This window comes from Candidatus Latescibacterota bacterium (genome assembly GCA_020633725.1).
Classification (GTDB): domain Bacteria; phylum Krumholzibacteriota; class Krumholzibacteriia; order JACNKJ01; family JACNKJ01; genus VGXI01.
This window is the reverse complement of sequence record JACKDC010000006.1, coordinates 11,857-30,718: the sequence shown is the minus strand read 5'-3', so window position 1 is coordinate 30,718 and position 18,862 is coordinate 11,857. Positions and strand designations below refer to the sequence as shown.

General features: G+C 70.7%; 16 protein-coding genes. 8 read left to right on the top strand and 8 right to left on the bottom strand.

Annotated elements, in window-relative coordinates:
- Positions 1 to 30: 30 nt before the first annotated feature.
- The 6 genes from H6693_12550 to H6693_12525 form a co-directional block, all read right to left on the bottom strand.
- Entirely contained in the window at positions 31 to 1,506 is a 1,476-nt protein-coding gene (locus H6693_12550; GenBank protein ID MCB9517011.1) for an HD domain-containing protein, read from the bottom strand.
- On the bottom strand, positions 1,503 to 3,335 hold the full coding sequence (locus H6693_12545; GenBank protein ID MCB9517010.1) for a hypothetical protein: 1,833 nt from the start codon (positions 3,333 to 3,335) through the stop codon (positions 1,503 to 1,505). Before H6693_12545 ends, H6693_12550 begins: the two co-directional genes overlap by 4 nt.
- Positions 3,336 to 3,485: 150 nt before the next feature.
- On the bottom strand, positions 3,486 to 5,078 hold the full coding sequence (locus H6693_12540; GenBank protein MCB9517009.1) for a hypothetical protein: 1,593 nt from the start codon (positions 5,076 to 5,078) through the stop codon (positions 3,486 to 3,488).
- Positions 5,079 to 5,163: 85 nt separating this feature from the next.
- Complete coding sequence (locus H6693_12535) at positions 5,164 to 6,075, bottom strand: GNAT family N-acetyltransferase (protein ID MCB9517008.1); 912 nt, start codon at positions 6,073 to 6,075, stop codon at positions 5,164 to 5,166.
- Between the two features lie 39 nt (positions 6,076 to 6,114).
- Positions 6,115 to 9,618: a DNA polymerase III subunit alpha gene (locus H6693_12530; protein ID MCB9517007.1), complete on the bottom strand. Its 3,504-nt coding sequence runs from the start codon at positions 9,616 to 9,618 to the stop codon at positions 6,115 to 6,117.
- Between the two features lie 169 nt (positions 9,619 to 9,787).
- Complete coding sequence (locus tag H6693_12525; protein MCB9517006.1) at positions 9,788 to 10,453, bottom strand: hypothetical protein; 666 nt, start codon at positions 10,451 to 10,453, stop codon at positions 9,788 to 9,790.
- A gap of 346 nt (positions 10,454 to 10,799) precedes the next feature.
- Between H6693_12525 and H6693_12520 the strand changes: the two genes are divergently transcribed.
- The 6 genes from H6693_12520 to H6693_12495 all read left to right on the top strand — a co-directional run bounded on the left by H6693_12520 (position 10,800) and on the right by H6693_12495 (position 14,277).
- On the top strand, positions 10,800 to 11,330 hold the full coding sequence (locus H6693_12520) for a hypothetical protein (GenBank protein MCB9517005.1): 531 nt from the start codon (positions 10,800 to 10,802) through the stop codon (positions 11,328 to 11,330).
- Between the two features lie 8 nt (positions 11,331 to 11,338).
- Positions 11,339 to 11,626 carry a hypothetical protein gene (locus H6693_12515; GenBank protein MCB9517004.1) on the top strand — a complete coding sequence of 96 codons (288 nt, stop codon included), beginning with the start codon at positions 11,339 to 11,341 and terminating at the stop codon, positions 11,624 to 11,626.
- Positions 11,627 to 11,702: 76 nt separating this feature from the next.
- On the top strand, positions 11,703 to 12,308 hold the full coding sequence (locus tag H6693_12510; protein MCB9517003.1) for a hypothetical protein: 606 nt from the start codon (positions 11,703 to 11,705) through the stop codon (positions 12,306 to 12,308).
- A gap of 11 nt (positions 12,309 to 12,319) precedes the next feature.
- Positions 12,320 to 13,276, top strand: coding sequence for a GIY-YIG nuclease family protein (locus tag H6693_12505; GenBank protein MCB9517002.1), 957 nt, complete (start codon positions 12,320 to 12,322; stop codon positions 13,274 to 13,276).
- Positions 13,277 to 13,445: 169 nt separating this feature from the next.
- The gene (locus H6693_12500) at positions 13,446 to 13,931 is read left to right on the top strand and encodes a VOC family protein (GenBank protein MCB9517001.1); all 486 of its coding nucleotides are present in this window, start codon (positions 13,446 to 13,448) and stop codon (positions 13,929 to 13,931) included.
- Positions 13,932 to 13,935: 4 nt separating this feature from the next.
- The gene (locus H6693_12495; protein ID MCB9517000.1) at positions 13,936 to 14,277 is read left to right on the top strand and encodes a transcription initiation protein; all 342 of its coding nucleotides are present in this window, start codon (positions 13,936 to 13,938) and stop codon (positions 14,275 to 14,277) included.
- Between the two features lie 24 nt (positions 14,278 to 14,301).
- On the opposite strand, the gene H6693_12490 is transcribed toward H6693_12495, so the two are convergent.
- Positions 14,302 to 14,898: a hypothetical protein gene (locus H6693_12490; GenBank protein ID MCB9516999.1), complete on the bottom strand. Its 597-nt coding sequence runs from the start codon at positions 14,896 to 14,898 to the stop codon at positions 14,302 to 14,304.
- Positions 14,899 to 14,941: 43 nt separating this feature from the next.
- Positions 14,942 to 15,703 carry a hypothetical protein gene (locus tag H6693_12485; GenBank protein MCB9516998.1) on the bottom strand — a complete coding sequence of 254 codons (762 nt, stop codon included), beginning with the start codon at positions 15,701 to 15,703 and terminating at the stop codon, positions 14,942 to 14,944.
- 219 nt (positions 15,704 to 15,922) lie between these two features.
- On the opposite strand from H6693_12485, the gene H6693_12480 reads away from it, so the two are divergent.
- Positions 15,923 to 17,668 (top strand): hypothetical protein, encoded by a 1,746-nt coding sequence (locus tag H6693_12480; protein ID MCB9516997.1) that lies wholly within the window; start codon positions 15,923 to 15,925, stop codon positions 17,666 to 17,668.
- 90 nt (positions 17,669 to 17,758) lie between these two features.
- A complete protein-coding gene (locus H6693_12475; GenBank protein ID MCB9516996.1) occupies positions 17,759 to 18,859 on the top strand; it encodes a threonine aldolase in 1,101 nt (366 codons plus the stop codon).
- Positions 18,860 to 18,862: the final 3 nt, after the last annotated feature.

Sequence of the window (18,862 nt, the reverse complement as noted above, 5' to 3'; positions counted from 1 at the left end):
CCGTCGCAGCGACCGGGCAGCCGGACGCCCCTAGTCGCCGGCGGCGGGATCGGCTTCCACGGTGACGAGGGCCTCGTCGCCGCTGTCGTCGGCGTCCTTCGCGTCCTCCACGACCAGCTCGGGACCGGCGGAGCCGGACAGCAGATCGGCCACCGCGAACGCCCGGCCGGCGGCGCTGCTGAGGTCGATCGTGGGCTGGTCGTCGTGGGCGAGCAGCACGCCCGCGGCGTCGCGCGTCACGCGGACGAGCGGACGGTCCGGCTGCTCGCCGGCGCGCACCACGATGGCGCGGGAGCCGTCGTTCAGGGTGACGCGGCTGCCGGGCGGATAGAGACCGAGCGCGCCCACGAGCGCACGCAGGGCCCCGGGGTGGAAGGCGCCCGGGTCGGCGAGCATGATCTCGAAGGCGCGCAGGGGCGTCACCGACTTCTTGTAGGGGCGCACGGCAGTGAGCGCCTCGAAGACGTCGCAGGCCTGCAGAAGCGCCGTGGCCTCGCCCTGCACGGCCCAGCCGGGGACGTCCGGGTAGCCGCGCAGGTCGTGGCGCACGTGGTGGCCCCAGGCGGTGCAGACCGTGGTGCTCGACGCGTCGCCGCTCTCGATCAGGATCTTCGCGCCGGCGTCCGGGTGGATGCGCATGATGCGCAGTTCGTCGGCGTCCAGTCGCCCGGCCTTGTAGAGGATCTCGGCCGGCACCTTGGCCTTGCCCACGTCGTGCAGCAACCCGGCGGTGGCGAGTTCGCCGAGCCGCGGCCGCGGCAGGCCCATGTGCTGTCCCACGAGGACGCAGAGCAGCGCCACGCGCACCGAGTGCCCCACGGTGTAGCTGTCCGAGTCGGTGTAGCGGACGAGCTGCATCATGTCCGTGAAGCCCGCCTCGGTGGCGCCGAGAAAGCGCTCGCTGGCCGTGCGCGCCCCGGCGATGTCCACGGCGTGGTCGCCCGTGGCGCGGCCGTGGCTCGTCTCCACCACCTCGAAGAGCGACTGGTAGACCGGGATCAGGTCGGCGAGCTCGTCGACGCCCTCGGCGTCTTCCTCGTCGCCGCCGCCACTTCCTCTGCCCTTGTGCCCGAACCAGTCCTCGTCTTCGTAGCGGGGCGACAGCTCGATGTTGCGCACGCCGCGTGACGCGAGCAGCTCGCGGGCCGCCACGAGTCCGCCGTCCAGGGGTTCGCCCTGCTCAACCGCGATGGTGAAGAGCGTCGACAGCTCCGCGGCATCCACGCCGCGGCGGAAGAGCAGGCCGCCGCTGCTCAGGCGATCGAGCGAGGACGCGATCTTGTGTCCCACGATGGACGCGCCGAGCAGCATGCGCCCCTCGTGGATGAGCCGGCCTTCCACCGCGCCGAGGAAGAAGTCCGCGCGCTTGGCGGCGATCTCCTGGCCGAGGTCGCGGGCGAGCTCCTGCGCGCAGCTGCGCACGTTGGGGTGCTCGGCGAAGTAGAGCGCGCGCTGGGCGATGCCGCGGGCGAGCAGGGTGACGAGAGCGTCGACGCGCGCGTTCATCGCGAGACCTCCGCGTGGCTCGCGCCGTGGGCACGGGTGGACGGGCGACGGGACTGCAGGCGCTCGGCCTGCCTGCGGGCGGTGGCGGGCCACGCCGACAGGAACAGCAGACGTCGCTCCGTCTGGATGCTGGCGAGCAGCGCGTCGGCGTCGCCGGGGGGCGCCGCGGCCAGGGCGGCCAGGGCGTCGGCGACCTCGGGGCGCTGACGCTCCCGGCGCGGCAGGCGCTGCAGTGCGCGCAGGGCCAGCGTGGCGGCCTCCTGGGCGCGGGCGGCGTGGTTGTCGTCGCCGTCGAGCAACAGGCGGTAGTACTCGCGATACTGCGGACGATACGCGCCGAGCAGCGCCAGCAGCCCGGCGTGGGGAGCGGGCAGCGGCGGCGTGGCGGCCAGGAGGGCGTCGCGCAGCAGCGGGCCCATGCTCGCGCTGCGGGAGCTGGCGAGGAGGACGAAATGCAGGTCGCGCAGCTCGGGCCGCAGCGGCTGGACGATGGCCACCGGCAGCGGACGGGACTGCAGCGCGGGGCGCGCCTCCAGGCGCGTGACCGCCCGTGCGCGCGCCTCGGCGGGGAGCGCGAGGGCGGCCTCGCCGTCGAGGCCGCGGATCTGGGCGAGCCCGGCCGGCACCAGCTCGCGCAGGATCGCGTCGGCCAGATGCGGCCACAGGCCCTCGCGGCCCGCGGCGTTCACGCCTCGGGCCAGCGCGGCCAGCACGCGCTCCAGCAGCTCCGGCTGCGCGGCGAGCGGCTCGAGGACGAGCGGGAGCAGGGCGTCGGCGCGGTCCAGGTCGCCGCCCTCGAGCAGGTCCTCGGCGGCGGACACCACGGTCTGCAGCTCGTGGAGACCGAGTTCGCGCGCGAGCACCCGCGGGAGAATGTGCCGCGCGCGCTGGGCGTGGGGGACGTCCTCCTCGGTCTGCGCGAACTGAAGCAGCAGCGCGAGCCACTCGGGCTGACAGGGGCCGAGCTGCTGGCCCTCGAAGGGCAGCGCGGGATCGAGCGTCTTCACCTTGGCGACGAGATCCGCGGGGCCGAAAGGCGCGTCGACGCGGTCGCGGCGCGTGTGCGCCGCCTCGTCGGGCCTGGGCGTCACCGGATGGGGCAGGGCCTCGGGCACGACGTCGCCCGTGAGGGCATCGAAGAGCCGCGTGGCGCGGGCGGTGAGTCGCTCCTCGAGCGTCTCGGCGGCATGGCCCTGCCCGCCGATGTGCGGGTTGCTCACGGCGGGGTAGGCCCCGACGAGCGCGGGAGCGTCTTCGTGGCCGCCCACGCCAGCCCTGCCGAGCCCGCCGGGTCCGCCGCCGGGATTCCCCGTGGGGGCGCCCAGACCCGGCGCGGACGCGCCGGGACTGCCGAAGCTGCGCAGGCTGATGCTCACGCCGGCCGGCAGCGGCGGCAGCTCGGCGCGCTGGAAGCCGATGGCGCGCTCGGTGATGCGATGCGTCTCCTGCAGCAGGGACAGCGTGCGGTGCAAGGCCTCGGGGGACAGCTCGGTGGAGAGGACCATGCTCTCCACGCCGATGCCCACGAGCAGGGGATAGAGCCGGCTCCGCGCCACGCGCTCGGTGGACTGGACCTGTCCCTCGTGGGCCAGGCGGTCGTCGCGGCCCACCTCGACGCAGAAGGTGCCGTCGCCCCGCGACACCTGCCGCATGGCGGCGCGCCAGAGCTCCACGGCCTCGAGGAAACGGGAGTTCCCTGCAGGGTACAGCGAGGCGATGGCCATGAGGCGATCCCATGCATTCAGCAGGGTCTCGTCTCGGCTTGCAAGAGCCGGCTGCGCGCTCTCATCGCCGCTGGGCGGTCGGTTGACGTCCCGATCGGGGCGCAAGCTGTCGCGTCCTTTCGCCATGTGCCCGCGCGCGGTGGCAGGAGTCGCCCCATGCCACCGCGCGTGTGGTTTCCCATCAGGGGATATGCAGGGTCGCGGCCACAGCAGGCGATGTCTCGACTTTGTTGCAAAACCTGATGGGCCGGCCGCTCACTTGACCAGCGCGACCCGCGTCGCCTGACGCAGATCCCCGGCCGTCACCACGGCGAGGTAGATGCCCGAGGCGACCGGGTTGCCGTCGGCGTCCTCGCCGCGCCAGGTCGCCTGCTGGCGGCCCGCGTCCAGGGTCCGATCCAGCAGCCGCCGGACGAGCCGGCCGCGCGTGTCGACGATGTCGACGTGGGTTCGAGCCGCCCGGGGAAGATCGAAGTACACGGTGGTCGCGGGGTTGAAGGGATTCGGCGCGGCCTGCACGGCGAGCTGCGAGGGCGCAGGGGTGGCGTCGTCGACCGGCGTGGTCAGATCCAGCGTGTGGACCTGGAGCTTGTCGATGCGCATCGCGCCGTCGAAGTCCGCGTCGAAGTCGCAGCCGAAGACGAGGCGCCCCACCTCGCGGTCGGTGATGCCGTGGTTCGCGCGGTGCAGGATGCGCGCGTTGTCCCACCAGACGCTGAACTCGTCGCGGTCGGGCTCGAAGGCCATCTCCACGTGGATCGGCACTCCGAAGGCGCAGCTGTGGACGACCCAGGTCTGGCCGTTCGCGTCCTTGAGGAAGACCTGGCCCGCGCTGTTGATGGTGATGTTGAGGAAGATGCGCGTCGAGGAGCCCTGCTCGCGGACGTAGATCACGTAGCCGTCGGGCGTGTCGAGGGTCATCCAGAAGGAGACGGACAGGGGCGTGGTGGGCTCGGCGCCGCCGAGGAATTCCCAGCGCGTGGAGGCGACGCCGACGTCCGATCCGTCCGGGATCAGGAGCGCCTTGTTGCCGAGGGGCATCCCCACTTCGACCGTGGGCACGCAGCCGCCGATGGCGATGGGCTCGCCCTGCTCCGCGCCGCCCGTGCCGATGGGCTGGCCGGCCGCATGCGAACTGAAGTCCGCGTGCAGGATCTCGGAGATCGCGCCGGGCCGCCAGGTCCAGGACGGCGCGTCGAAGCGCAGGGAGCCGGCGGTGTCGCCGTCGTCGCGGTGGCCGACGACGAGCGTGCCCAGGCCCTCGTCCACGACGCCGTGCGTGCCACCCACCACGACGGGCGCGCCGTTGAAGCTGAAGTTGTAGATGCCGCCGTCCATGTCGAACTCCCACTCCAGGTCGCAGGGGACGCCGATCGGGTAGAAGCCGATGGTCGTGGGGGTGAGGTCGTCGGCGTCGCGCCAGGAGACGTTGCCCGCCGCGTCGAAGAGCAGCACGAAGAAGGTGGGGCCTACGGGGTCCTCGTTGCGCAGCACGACGCGGTACTCGCCGGGGTACTCCAGCTCCAGTTCGCAGGAGATGAAGAGCTTGCCGTCGCGGACGGCCAGGCCGTCGCGCAGGGTCCAGTAGAGCTCGTCCAGGCCGTTCAGCTGGGTGTCGGGTAGCTGGATCGAGTTGTCGCCGGGGTTGTCCTGATAGACGACCTCGTTGCCGTAGTCGTAGGGGCCGGGCACGGGCTCGCCGAACAGGGCGCCGCGGCGGTCGAGCTGGCTGCCCACGGCGCGGGCGTCGAAGTTGGCGTCCAGCATGATGATGCGGGCCGCGGCCGTGTCGGCCAGGAGCAGCGCGGCCAGGGCGGCGATCAGGAGGATCGATTTCAGGGGTCTCATGGTTCACCTCGCGGTTGGGGGGTACATCCCTTTACGCGAGGTTTGGCCGCGAACCGGACCACGGCATTTCCGACCGGGGGCCGCGCTACCGGGCCCGCGGCTTCTCGTAGTTGCCGAACGCGTGCCGAGGCAGGAAGCCGCAGGATCGGTAGAGCGCGCGGGAGGCCTCGTTCTTGCCCTCGTTCACGACCTCCGCGCTCTCCAGGCCCAGCCCGCGCATGTGATGCAGCACGGTGAGGAGCAGCGCCCGCCCCAGGCCGAGGCGCCGGTAGCCCGAGTGGGTGCCGACCGGCTCGAACAGGCCGCGGCGGTTGAGGGCGTCGTGCCAGGTCAGGGTGAAGGCCGCGAACTCGCCGTCCGGCGCGACCACCACGAACTCCCGCTCGGCGGCGTAGCCGGGCGACTCCATGACGCGGCGGTAGACCTCGGGCGTCCAGGGCACGCCGAAGGCGGCCTTGTGCACCGCGGCCAGGCCGGCCGCGTCCTCGACACCGCGGGCGGCGCGCACGGTGTAGCCCGCCGGTAGCGTCGGCTCGTCCAGCGCGGTCAGCGCGATGCGATTGACCACCCAGGGCGGGTCGCCGTCGGGGGTCCAGCCGCGGTCGGCCAGATAGCGCTCGAGGGGCGCGTCGCCGCGATAGGCGGTGGCGACGATGCGATCGCCCGTGATGTCGTGGCGGTCCATCAGCTCGAGCAGGCGGGCCTCGGCGAAGTCCATGACCTCCCACTCGAAGTCGCTCCCCTTCAGGTCGGGGCGCAGCTGGACGTCGGACTCCCGGTGGCGAGGGCCGGCGAGCACCCAGGCCGCCACGCCGTCGGCGTCCTCCCAGATCGACACGACGTCGGCGGTGTCGTACATCCGGTTGCCGTTGAACATGTGGTGGGGGATGTCGCCGGGGTGCAGGTAGCCGAAGCCGTCGGTGACGGCCGCGGCGCGGGCGTTGAACTGCTGCAGAAGGGCGACGTCGGACGCGTCACGGTAGGGTCGGCGCTGCATCTGCGCTCCTTTGGCGGAGTGCGGGCGATCATCGGCACCCTAGCGGCCCGCGCTGGGCGGCGCAAGCGCTGCGGGCGCGGGCCCGCCCCCCAGCGCCGCGACGCCCTTCACCTCCAGCAGCACCTCGCCCAGCTCGGCCTTCGCCACGCCGCTGATCCTGAACGGCCCCGGCCCGCGCAGGCGGCGGGCGAGGCGGTCGTAGTCGTCGGGGTAGAGCACGGCCTCGAAGATGCCGGTCTCGTCGGAGAAGGTGATGAAGGACATCAGCCGACCGTCCTTCTCGGTGCGCGTGCGCTTGCCCGCCACCTTCACGCCCAGCAGCTCCATGCGCCCCAGGGTGACGCTCTCCGTGCCCGCCACCGCCTCGCCGCGCGCGGCCAGGTCGCGGGCGCTGGGGAGCCCCGCGCGCGCCGCGCGGAAGGCCGGCGAGAGCAGGAGCGGGTGCAGCGAGGGCGAGAAGCCGAGGCCCTCCAGCTCCAGGCGGCCGCGGGCGCGCAGGATCGCGGACGCGTCTCCGGCGGCGGGCCAGGCCAGGGGGGCGAAGGCCTCGGCGTTGGCCTTGGCGCCGGTGGCGTCCTGCCAGAGCGTGGCCAGCGCGCCGAGCAGCACCGAGCGCGCGGGCGTGCCGTGTTCGGGGCTGCCGTCCACGGGCAGGTCGTCGAGCGCGCCCACGCGCACGAGCCGCGCCAGCTCGTAGCGGCGCGGCGCTTCGGCGCCGTTTGCCCGCGCGCGCTCCACCAGCTCGCGCAGGGTGACGAAGGGACGTCGCGCGGCGGCATCCGCCAGCCAGTCCAGCGCGGACTGACGCACGCCCTGCACGAAGGACAGCCCGATGCGAACCCGCCCCCGGGGGCGGGCGGCACGCAAGGGCGGCACGCCGGCATCCCCCGCGGGATCCGGCGCCGGGGCGCCCGCCGTGAAGCCCAGCGTGCGCAGGGTGCCGGCGTTGACGTGCGGCGGCAGCAGCTCCAGGTCCAGGCGCCTCGCCTCCTCGACGTACTCCGCCGTGCTGTAGTAACCCCCGCGCTCCTCGATCACCGCGGCCATGAACTCCGCCGGGTAGTGCGCCTTCCAGTAGGCCGACTCGAAGCTCTCGCGCGCGAAACTCGCGCTGTGCGCCTTGCAGAAGGCGTAGCCGGCGAAGCTCACCACCTGGCGGCCCAGCTCCTTGGCCACGTGGCCCGCCCGCTCCGGGTCCTCGCCGGCGGCCTCGAGCCGCGCGAGCGCCGCTTCGAGGAAGCGCCGCGCGAACTCGTTGGGATCGCCGCCGCCCTTGTTCGACATGATCTTGCGAAAGCGATCGGCCTCGCCCAGGCTCATGCCGCCCATGACCTGCAGCACGCGCATCACCTGCTCCTGGTAGATGAGACAGCCGTAGGTGTCGCGCAGCACGGGCTCGAGCAGCGGGTGCAGCACGCTCACCGCCTCCTCGCCGCGGTGGCGCATGAGGTAGCTGCGCTTGCCGCCGTAGTTGCTCACGCCGGGGCGGATGATCGAGCTGAGGGCGGTGAGCGTCTCGAAGTCCTCGCAGCGGGCCTGCCGCAGGATCTGCATCATGATGGGACTCTCGATGTAGAAGCAGCCCTCGCTCGCGCCGCGGGCGAGGAGGGCGCGGGTGGCGCCGTCGAGGAAGGGGTTCACCGCGCCGGCGGCCTCGCCGTGGGCGTTGCGGCGCGGCCCGCCCGCCGCGGCAAGGGGCGGATCGCCGGCCAGGCGCGGCGCGCGGCCGAAGTTGGCGCGCACGCGGGCGTGGGTGTCGTCGATCACGGCGAGGCCGCGCTGGCCGAGGACGTCCAGCTTCACCAGGCCCGCGGCCTCGACCGCGTGCATGTCCCACTGCGTGATCGCCAGGCCCTGTGCGCCCGGCTGCACCGGCACGAAGTGCGCGATGGGCCCCGGCGCGATGACGATGCCGCAGGGATGCGTCCCCAGGTGCTGGGGCAGGCCGTCCAGGCGCACGGCGAGGTCGAGGAGGCGGGGCCAGTCGCCGCGGGTGAGATCGAGGTGCCGCGTGCGCGGGTCCTCGGCGAGCTGCTCGCGCAGCGTGGCGCAGCCGCCCCAGCGCGGCATGAGCTTGATGATCGGGCCCCAGCGCTTCTCGTCCAGGCCCAGCGCCGCCACCAGGCGGCGGAAGGCGCCGCGCGGGCGGAAGGTCTGGTAGGTGCCGATCATGGCCGTCGACTCGCGCCCGTAGCGACGGAACGCGTAGTCGAGGATCTCGTAGCGCGCCAGCGAGCCGAAGTCGATGTCGAAGTCCGGCAGCCCCGCCCGCTCCAGATTGAGGAAGCGCTCGAAGGTGAGCCCGTGCTCCAGCGGGTTCACGTGCGTGATGCCCAGCGCGAAGGACACGAGGCTGCTGGCCGCGCTGCCGCGTCCCAGGCTGGCCAGGTGGCGGCTGCGCCCGTAGCGCACCAGATCCCAGGCGATGAGAAAGTAGGCCGACACCTCGCGGCGGCGGATCACGTGCAGCTCGCGGCGCAGCGCGGCGAGGGTGCGGCGCGCGCGCGGGGAGCTGTCGCCGGGGGCGAGGCCGAGCCGCTCGCGCAGGCCCTCGTGCGCGAGGCGGTAGAGGAAGGCGTCGGTGTTCTGCGGGCGGCCGTCGGGGCCGGGCGGCAGGGCGAAGCGTGGCGGGCGGGGACGTCCCAGCGGGATGCGCACCTGGCAGTCGGCGGCGATCGTGGCGGTGGCTTGGAGCGCGGCCTCGAGGCGGGGGTCGGTGAGGCGTGAGCCGCCCCCGGGGGCGAGGCCGAGGCTGCGGCGGAGGGCGGGTTCGTCCATGAGCCAGGCGCTGGGGGGCGCGGCGGCGCCGTCGGGGAGCTGGGTCACGACGCAGTTCATGCGCATGGCGCAGAGGAGGCGGTGGATCTCGTGGTCGTCGGCGTCGGCGAAGAAGGCGCCGGTGGTGACGACGGCCGGCAAGCCGAGCGAAGCGGCGAGCTGCAGGTTCGCCTGGAGGCGCAGGCCGTCCAGGATGGTGGCGCCGGCGCCCGCGCGCAGCTCGACGAAGAGGTGCGACTGTGCACGGGGTGCAAGCGAATGCAACAGGCCCTCGCCGGCCGTGATGACGTAGAGCTCGCCCGAGTCGAGGGCGGCGGCGAGGGCGTCCTCGAGCGAGAAGCCCTGGTCGTTGTGGCGCGCCGTGAGCAGCTCGCCCAGCAGACGGTAGCCCGCCTCGCTGCGGGCGAGCAGCGTGGCGCGGTGACGGGGGTCGCCCGGCCCGGCGGGACGCTCCCGCGCGAAACCGCCCAGCTCGCGCGTGGCGGGACCGAAGCGGGCGGGCTCGGGTTCGTCGAGGGCGAGGGCGCCCTGGACCGACGCCTCGCGACGCTGCCGCGGCCGCGTGATCTCCGCGCCCAGCAGGGCGTGCACGCCCTCGCGCTCGCAGGCGCGCTGGAAGGGCACGGCGGCGAAGAGGCCGTCGGTGTCGGTGAGGGCGAGCGCGTCGAAGCCACGCCGCCGGGCGAGGGCGGGGATGTCCTCGGGCTTCATCGTGCCGGCCAGCAGCGAGTACGCGCTGTGCACGTTCAGGTGTACGAAGGCCATGGCGCTGCCAGGGCGGGCGCGGCCGCAGCGGGGAGGGCTGCTCGGGGAGGGGAAACGCGCTCAGCGCACGGGCCGCCAAGCGCGGAAGGGTGAGTGGAGTGTAGGGGGTGGAGAGGAGGAGGTCAAGGGGGTGACCGTCACGCCACGGGCGAGTTCCGCGCCACCGGGCTCAATCCTCGTAGTAGAGCTTGACGTAGTCCCGCGCGACGTCCCGGATGCGCTGGTCGCGGGGGTCGATCGCATCGCCGCCGGAAAGCGCCGACCGGTAGGTCATCAACTCACGGGCGGTACGTTCGTCGAAGGCGCTTGCGAGGATATGGAACAGCTCCCAGCTGAACTTGTAATTGCCCTCGGCATACAAGGACGAGAACGGCGTGATCGGGAATTGGGTGTCGTAGCCGTACACGTCGAACGTGCCAGTGAAGAAGCGTCGCTTCATCGGCTTCTTGTCGCCCATGCCGAGGTAGATGTCGCCGTCGATGCCCACCTTGCGGTAGCCCACGTAGGTGCTGCGAGAGGTCTTGCCATCGACCATGGAAACGCTGACGCGTTCGGCCGGATCTTCGAACACCGTTTTCGTGCGGACCTCGAGGGTCCAATCCGAGGCTTGCGTGCTGTCGGCGACAGGAATACCGAACGCGGCCAAGCAGTCGCGCGCGAACTCGTCGACGAGGTCACGAACGGCAGTCACGTCCTTGGTACGCGGCGAGCCCTCGACCTTGTGCCGGTCCGAGACGTAGCGCACGGGTCCACGCTGGGAGACGATGCCGACTTCGTCCGAACGGAACTTCGCGCCGTTCATGAAGACGGCGCAGCCGGCGAGGGCGACGAGCATGGAGAGCAAGGCCGCGCGGGCGAAGGGCGACCGCGGCGTCAGCGAATGGAATCCACACCACATCTTCGATCCTCCCGAGGCTCCAGAGTGCCATCCACCCGGAAAGACTCTGCCACGCCGAGCGAACGGTTTCAAGCGGGCACGCAGGCGATCGGCCTCAATCCCCCGGGCGGCCGCCCTTCCCAGCCCGGCGGGCCCAGGAAGCTGCTTGCCGGCCAGCACCGCGGAGAGTCCCGCCGAAGGCCAATATTGGATCTGGCAACAACCGGTTCCCGCAAGTATGCTTGTCGACACGGCTGATGGATGCCCGTTGATCCCGAGACCACCGAAACGCCCCGAGGCGCCCATGTGCACGAAGCTCCTCTCCGCCCTGATCCTGTGCGCTGCCTTGACGACTCAGGCGACGGCTGAGGCCGATCCCTTCAACGCCGCGCAGGCGAACCACGTGCTCAAGGAGCTGGAGCGGCTGCCCAACACCCTTGTGGTTACGCACAGCCCCAATCCCGCGGTCGCCGTCGAGGATTCGACGGCGCGCTATCGCTACACCTGGCAGTTCAGCACGACGGTGGAGTCCACCGCGGGTGATGTCACCATCGTGGAGTTTGGTTCGCTCAACCTCGAGGGAGATCGGTGGCTCTTCGCCAACTTCGGCGGCAAGTCCTTCACCCGCGAGCAGTTTGCCGAGTGGTACGGGTGCGAAGGCGCGGTGCTGCACGAGGGCACGGCGTGCACCGATGCCAAGAACTGGAGCCGGGCCAACGAACTGCAGCGGAAGCGCTCCCTCTGGTACTACTTCGGGGTGGACGAAGCGGGACAACGGGTCGCAGGGTCGGCCGAGATCGTCGAGGACGCGAGAGTCGCGCCTGCAGAGGAGTGAGCCAGACCATGAACGTGATCGAGACGTACCGTGTGCTTCGGCTGTCCAGCCGCAAGGGCACCTCCACGTCGTACCGGGTGAAGGTTGACCGAGTGGGTGCAGACGACGTTCTCCACGTCAGAATCGCTGAAGAAGGGGATCCCGAGGGTGCGCTCGGAGTCTTCGAATTCTCAGGCGCCGAACTGGAGGGCCGATCGTCGCTCCACCTCGATGTCCGCCGGGTGGACGGAAGGTGGCATCTTCGCTTCGTCGGGCCACGGCCGATCGCGATCGCATTCGGCAAACCCAAGGGCTAGTTTGCCACCTAAGCGGTCCGGCTTCCGGAGCTGCGGCCGTCTGCGGGCACAGCGTCCAGAGAGCGAAGGTTGGGAAGTGCTGACGACAATGCCCGACACCTATCTCGAACTCGCCGCTTGCCGCGCCGCGGTGAAGTGGCCTGGATACCTGCAGCCAGAGGATTTCGGCTACGACTTCCGAGACTGGGTGAGTCCCTACAGCAAGGGTGCGCACGCGCTTGGAGGCATTGCGATCGTCCTCCAGGACTGGTCGAGCACGGACGCGCTGGGCCGAGGCCTCGATCCAGATGTCCAGGAACATGGCCGGACAAGAGGCCTGCTGACGAACCGAAGGTTGGAAACCCTGGTGGGGAGAGTGTTTGGTTTGGAGCTGCAAGAGGTCTTCGTCACGAACATCTTCCCCTTCATCAAATCGGGGTGCATTTCGAGTCCGATACCTCGCCGTGACGCCATTCGAGCCGCGACCGAGTTCGCCAAAGTGGAACTCGAAATAGTACGGCCGACCCTGACCCTGGCCTTGGGACGAGTCCCGCAGAGCGTCTTGACCGCCGTTGGCGTGCAACATGTTGGCCTGCCGCATCCGGCTGCGCGGATCGGAGACGCGAACGCTCACGAAGAGCGCTGGCGCGCGGCGCTTGCGGGGCGGGTCGCGGTGCAGTCTGCCGGCAAAGGCAACAACTGAAGGGGGAGGCGATGGCGAGGCCCTATACCATCCGCGTGTTCGTTCCCGACGGCGATCCGGACGGCGTGAAGGTCGTCAACCTGCTCAACTGGACGGGCGTGGGCGTTGCCTTTCCCCGGTCGGCATGGCCCAAGGTCAGCGCTCGTCCCGAGTTCGGGCAGGCCGGCGTCTACATCCTCACCGGGTTCGACGAAGGCATGGAGGATGAGCTGCCCACCGTGTACGTCGGCCAGGGCGACGAAATCCGCACCCGCATCGACTCGCACTACGTGAACAAGGACTTCTGGGACTGGGGCTATGGTTTCGTTTCCAGTTCGAACGCGCTGAATCGGGCCCACATCACCTGGCTCGAGTATGCGCTGCTCAGGAAGGCTCGTGAAGCGGAGCGTTGCCACTTCGACAACTCGGTCAATCCCAAGGAGCCGCGTCTCTCGGAGTCGGAACACGCCGACACCGAGGGCTTCCTGCGAGAGATGCTGCGGATCCTACCCCTCCTCGGAGTGGGGGTCTTCGAACGCCCGGTGCCTGTGGCAGTACCCGCTGTGGGGACGCACCAAGAAGACAAGCCGCGACCGTCGGCCGATCTGCGGGACACGATCGTGGTTCCCGCCCAGGAAGAGGGCTTCCAGGAGGTCTTCCTCGGCGAGGACTGCTGGTACGCCATCCGGATCGGCGGTGGGATGCTGTCGAAGATCAAGCACATCGCGGCCTACCAGACCTCGCCCGTCTCGGCGGTCACGCACTACGCCGACGTGGCGCGAATCGAACCCTACGGCGACAGGGGAAAGTACCGCGTGGTGTTCTCCGGCCCTGCGAAGCCCCTGGACAAGCCGGTTCCCTACGGGGATGCGCCGAAGGGATCGATGCAGGGTCCGCGCTACACGAGTCTCGCCCGCCTCCTGTCGGCGACGAAGATCTCCGACCTGCTCGTCCCGAGCGGCCACTCCCCGATCAACGAGCAGACCTAGAACGCCGGATCGCCCACGCTTTCGGCAACGCGGGAGAAGGTGCAGCGGACTTGCCCGCCAGCGAACAGGGCCGCAAACACCGAATACCCGCATGGCGCTGGCGGCGATCGGCGTCTGGCTGTAAGCTCATTCTCGCGGTGGGCGCGACGTCCGCCGACGAAAGGACGCCATGACGACCATCGCCAAGAACACGATCTGCCTCTGGTACGAAAGCGAAGCCGAGGACGCGGCGCGGTTCTATGCCGAGACCTTCCCCAACTCGTCGATCGACGCCGTGCACCGCGCGCCGGGCGACTATCCGTCGGGCACGGAGGGCAACGTGCTGACGGTGGAGTTCACCGTCATGGGCATCCCCTGCCTGGGACTCAACGGTGGGCCGGCATTCAAGCACAGCGAGGCGTTCTCCTTTCAGGTCGCCACCGAGGACCAGGACGAGACCGATCGCTACTGGAAGGCGATCGTCGGCAACGGCGGCCAGGAGAGCGAGTGCGGATGGTGCAAGGACAGATGGGGAATCTCCTGGCAGATCACGCCGACGGCGCTGACCAAAGCCTACACCAGCAGCGATCGCGCGGCGGCCAAGCGGGCCTTCGACGCGATGATGACGATGAAGTGCATCGACATCGCCGCTATCGAAGCTGCATTCCGCGGCTAGCCCCATGGCCAGGTACCTGATCTCGTTCCCCAGCGCAGCGATGAACGTGCCCGACGACGAGTTCGAGACGGTCGGCCGTGACGCGCACGCCGTGATCGCCGAGGCGAAGGCCGCGGGCGTCTACGTCTTCGCCGGGGGCATCGACGAATCCGTGCCACCGGCGCTGGTGTCCGCCGATGGCGCGGTGGCCGACGGCGGCTACCCCTGGGCGCCCACGCTCGACGGCGGCTTCACCGTGCTCGAACTGCCGTCGAGGGAAGAGGCCGTCGCCTGGGCCGCGCGCATCGCGAAGGCCTGCCGCTGCGACCAGGAGCTGCGCGTGTTCCAGTTCGACCCTGAGTCGTGACGCGAGCGTCGAGGCCTCTGCCGCCTAGTCCCCGTGCGGGCCGCGCTTCTCCGCGACCGGCGTCAGGAAGCCGAGTTTCACCAGCTCCTTCTCGATGCCCGAGGCGAGCGCGCCGCCGACGGAATCGAGGCCGTTCACCAGGCCGTAGTCGGCCGGATCCACCTGCACCACGCCCTTCCAGACGACTTCACGGCTGCCGCACGCTTCGAGGGTGCAGGCGAACTGCAGCAGTCTCGAATCCCAGTTGGCATTGCTGCGGCCTAGCAGGTCGGGGTTGTACTGCTCGGACACCTGGGCCACCGCCAGGATGTGGGTCGACGCGTTCTGCGTGGCGGCGTCCTCGACGAGGCGCTGGGGGTTCAGCGTCTCCTCGGTCAGGATGACGTAGTCGGCCTCCACGCCGTGCTTCCCCAGGGCCTTCTTCACCGCGCCCGCCACCTGCTTGCGATGGCGGTCTCCCCAGGTCGGATAGGTCTGCAGCTGGATCGTGGCCCGTTCGAAGGTGACGGGCGCGTCGACGAGCGCCTTGCTGGACAGCAGCGTGGACTTGGCGGTGCATCCGGCCAGCATGGCCGCGCCCGCGAGAAGGCCGATCAGGGTTCCCAGGGTCGCTTTCGTCATGTCCGATGTCTCCGGGATTCAGGTTGCGGGTCGGGGGTTGGCCTCAGCGAGAGGCGTCCTTCAGATCCTTGTCCAGGCGCTCGAGAACCGCGTGCGCGAGGGTGCGTGCGGAACCGTCGCCACGAACGATGCACTTCCACAGCTCCAGCTGTGACTCGGGGTCGACGAGCGTAGCGGTGAAGTAGCCGCGGCTGTCGCGCCTCGCGGCGACGCCCAGGCTGTGGGAGACGTCCATCTCCACGAAGTCGAAGTCGAGCAGGTAGCGGTCGGCGCGAGCTTCGCCCTCGCCGAGCGAGGCGAAGTAGGCGCGGCGATCGATTTCGGCCGTGCCGCCGGCGAGACTGCGGGCCGCACGCTCCGCGTCGATGGCCGCGCGAAGCTCGCCATCCTCGTAGACCCGGCAGGTGGTCGACTCGACAATGACGTCGAGGGTGCCACGCGTCTGGCCGAAGCTGGGGTCGCGGGTGGACGAGAGCGAGAACTTGTCGTCGCGTTCGGGAGCCGCGACGTCCCAGGTGTCCCACCGAGTCACCCTGCCGAAGATCGAGTTCAGATCGATCTCCATGGCGTCCGCGAACTCGACGCGGCCATCCGGGTAGGTCCAGGTCAGCGCCCGAGTCGCGGGATCCCACCGGAACACCGAAGGCGTTCCCAGCAGGTCGTGAACGTCATGCGGGCTCATCCCGAGTTGCATGGCGTCCCAGTTCGCGGCGTTGATCGTGGTGGTGGCGTATCCGGATTCGTTGGGCGGAGCGCAGCCGCCGAGCTCGACGGCGAACGCTGCGAGGAGGCCGAGCAACGTCATGAGGCCGCCGGCAGGGCGGCGCCCCGCGCGGGGGTGGAGTACAAGACGTGGCATGCGTCGGCCAGACCCCTTGTTGATGTCCCCTCACCTCACCGGCGCGAGCCTAGCACCGCGGCCGCCCGCAATCAAGCCACGGCAGTCTTGAATCTGGCGAAGGATGGTCTAGAATGATCGTGGCGGCAGGGGCCGCCGCTGGGGTGAGGACACGGGAGGTGCGTGATGACGACGGCGAAGCGCTTCGGTTTCCTGGCCACGCTGCTGGCCCTGCTCGCGCTCGTGGCGGGCCTTGCCTGCGACGGCTCCAAGGACAGCACCGGTCCCGGCGACGACGGCGGCCCGGATCCGGTCGGCGACGCGCCCGTCGACTGGGGGCTGACGATCATCGCCCGCCCCTTCGGCGGCTGGGGCTACGCCGTCTGGGCCCTCTCGCCCGACCTCGCCTACGCGGGTGCCGAGGAGGACGTCCTCGTCTGGGACGGCTCCACCTGGCAGCCCGAGCTCCACGTCACGGGGCTCTTCGTGCAGGACATGTTCGCGCTCGGACCGAACGCGGTCTACGCGGTGGGCACGCATCTCTATCGCTACGACGGCTCGACCTGGACCGACATGGGCCTGCCGGGCACCTGCTGGTCGGTGTGGGGCAGCGCCGAGGACGACCTCTGGGCCTGCGGCAACGCCACCGTCCACCACTGGGACGGCGCCGCCTGGACCACGATGTCGGTGGGCAGCTACACGCTCTGGGCGCTCTGGGGCACTGGCCCCGACGACGTCTTCCTGGTGGGCAACGGCGGCGAGATCTTCCACTGGGACGGCGCCGCCTGGTCGCCCATGACCAGCGGCACGACGTCGAACCTCTGGGACGTCTGGGGCTTCGCCGCGAACGACGTCTGGGTCGCCGGGCCGGCGGGGGGCGTGCTGCACTACGACGGCAACGTCTGGACCACGGTCCCCAGCGAAACCGCCGCGCGCTCGCTCTGGGGCAGCGCCGCGAACGACCTCTGGGCCATCGACGGCAACGCCTCCCTCATGCACTGGGACGGCTCGGCCTGGGGTGCCTCGATCGACATCGACGCCCTGGGACTCCAGAGCCTCGGCGGCTCCGGCGGCACGCTCTTCGCCGCCGGCAACAGCCTGGGCATGATGGAGGACGGCCACTGGACGCGGCAGCTCTGGACCTTCGACGAGAGCTTCGCCGCGATCGGCGGCAGCGCCGCGACCAATCTCGTCGCCACGGCGGGTCGCTACTTCCTGTACTGGGAAGGCAACGCGTGGAGCATGGAGCTGCTGAGCGCGCTGCCCTCGCCGGCGCGCGTGGTCTGGACCGGCGCGCCGACGCAGGACGTGGTCTCCTGCTACGGCACCATCGCCTACCGGAACGGCAGCGTCTGGCAGTACCTGAACATCGGCACCAACTCGCCCACCTGCGCCTGGGGCACCGCCGCGGGTGGCGTCTGGCTGGCCTGCAACAACGGGCGGCTCTACCACACGGACGGCAACACGACCCCCGCGCTCACGCAGACCACGGTGAACTACGACCTCTGGGGCATCCACGGACTGGCGGACGACGCGATCTGGGCCGTGGGCCGCGCGGGCACACTGCTTCACTTCGACGGAACGAGCTGGAGCGAGCAGGACTCGGCGACGCCCTTCGACCTGCTCGCGGTCTGGGCCGCGGCCGACGACGACCTCTGGGTGGCCGGCGACAACGGCGTCTGCCGCCACTGGAACGGCGCCACCTGGACCGACCACGACTTCACGGGCCTCGACATCAACCAGCTTCTGGGCTGGGCGAGCGAAGGCATCCTGGCCGCGGGCGACGGGGGCCTCTTCCGCTGGGACGGCAGCGCGTGGACCGCCGTACCCACCGGTGATGTCTTCGACATCGAGGCCGTCCACCTGGCGCCCGACGGCAGCACGCTGGCCTACGACCAGGCGGGCTGGCTGTACATGGGACTTCCGGACTAGCGGCCAGCGCCGTTCAGGCGGCGCTTGCAAGGGAGTGCGTGGAGACGCCATGCTGTCCCTCTCGCCATCTCGCAGAGAGGACCCCACGGCATGGAGAACGCTGCGCCCACCAGGGCCGACTACCTCGAGCGCCTCAAACGGAGTCGGCCCGCGTGCACGCGTGCCCTCTTCGGCCACGGCTTCAGGACGGCCGCCGAGCTGCTGGCCGAGGTTCCCACGGACCTCGGCCTGGACGTCTATGGGGCCGGCGGCGCCGTCGAAGCGCTCGAGGGCGAGATCTGTCGTGTCCTCGGCAAGCCCGCGGCGGTGTTCATGCCGAGCGGGATCATGGCCCAGCAGATCGCCCTGCGGATCCATGCGGATCGGCGGGGCGTCAGGGCCTGCGGGTTTCATCCCACGTCCCATCTGGATCTGCACGAGGAGCGCGCCTACGAGCGCCTCCACGGTCTGGCGGGAGTTCCCATCGGCAGTGCGCGGGAGCTGATCACGCTGACGGATCTCGAGCGGATCCCGGAGCGCCTGGCCGCCGTGCTCTTCGAGCTGCCCCAGCGCGAGATCGGCGGTCGCCTGCCCGAGTGGGCGGATCTGGAAGCGCAGGTGGAGTTCGTGCGGCGGTCGGGAGCGGCGGTGCACCTGGACGGCGCGCGGCTCTGGGAGTGCACCCCCTACTACGCGCGGACACCCGCGGAGATCAGCGCGCTCTTCGACACGGTCTACGTCTCCTTCTACAAGGGGCTGGGCGGGCTCGCCGGCTGCTGTCTGGCCGGGGACGCGGACACGATCGCCGAGGCGCGCATCTGGCGTCGCCGACACGGCGGCACTCTCCATGGGCTCTGGCCGCATGCCGCCTCCGGTCTGGCGGCGCTGCGCAAGCGGCTGCCGCGCATGGCCGACTACGCGCGGCATGCGCGGGACATCGCGGACAAGCTGCGAGGCGTGCCGAACGTCGAGGTCGTGCCCGACCCTCCGCAGACGCCGATGATGCACCTGCACCTGCGAGTCACGGAGCTCGACTTCCTGAAGGCCGCGACGCGCCTCGCGGAGGAAGAGGGCATCTTCACGTCGGGCTGGACCGCTCCGGGGATCGTCCCCTCGATGCGAGTCGCCGAACTCAGCGTGGGCGACGCCACGCTGGACTTCACGCCCGACGAGGCCGCGGCCATCGTGGCGGAGCTCGCCGGCGGAGCCTAGCCG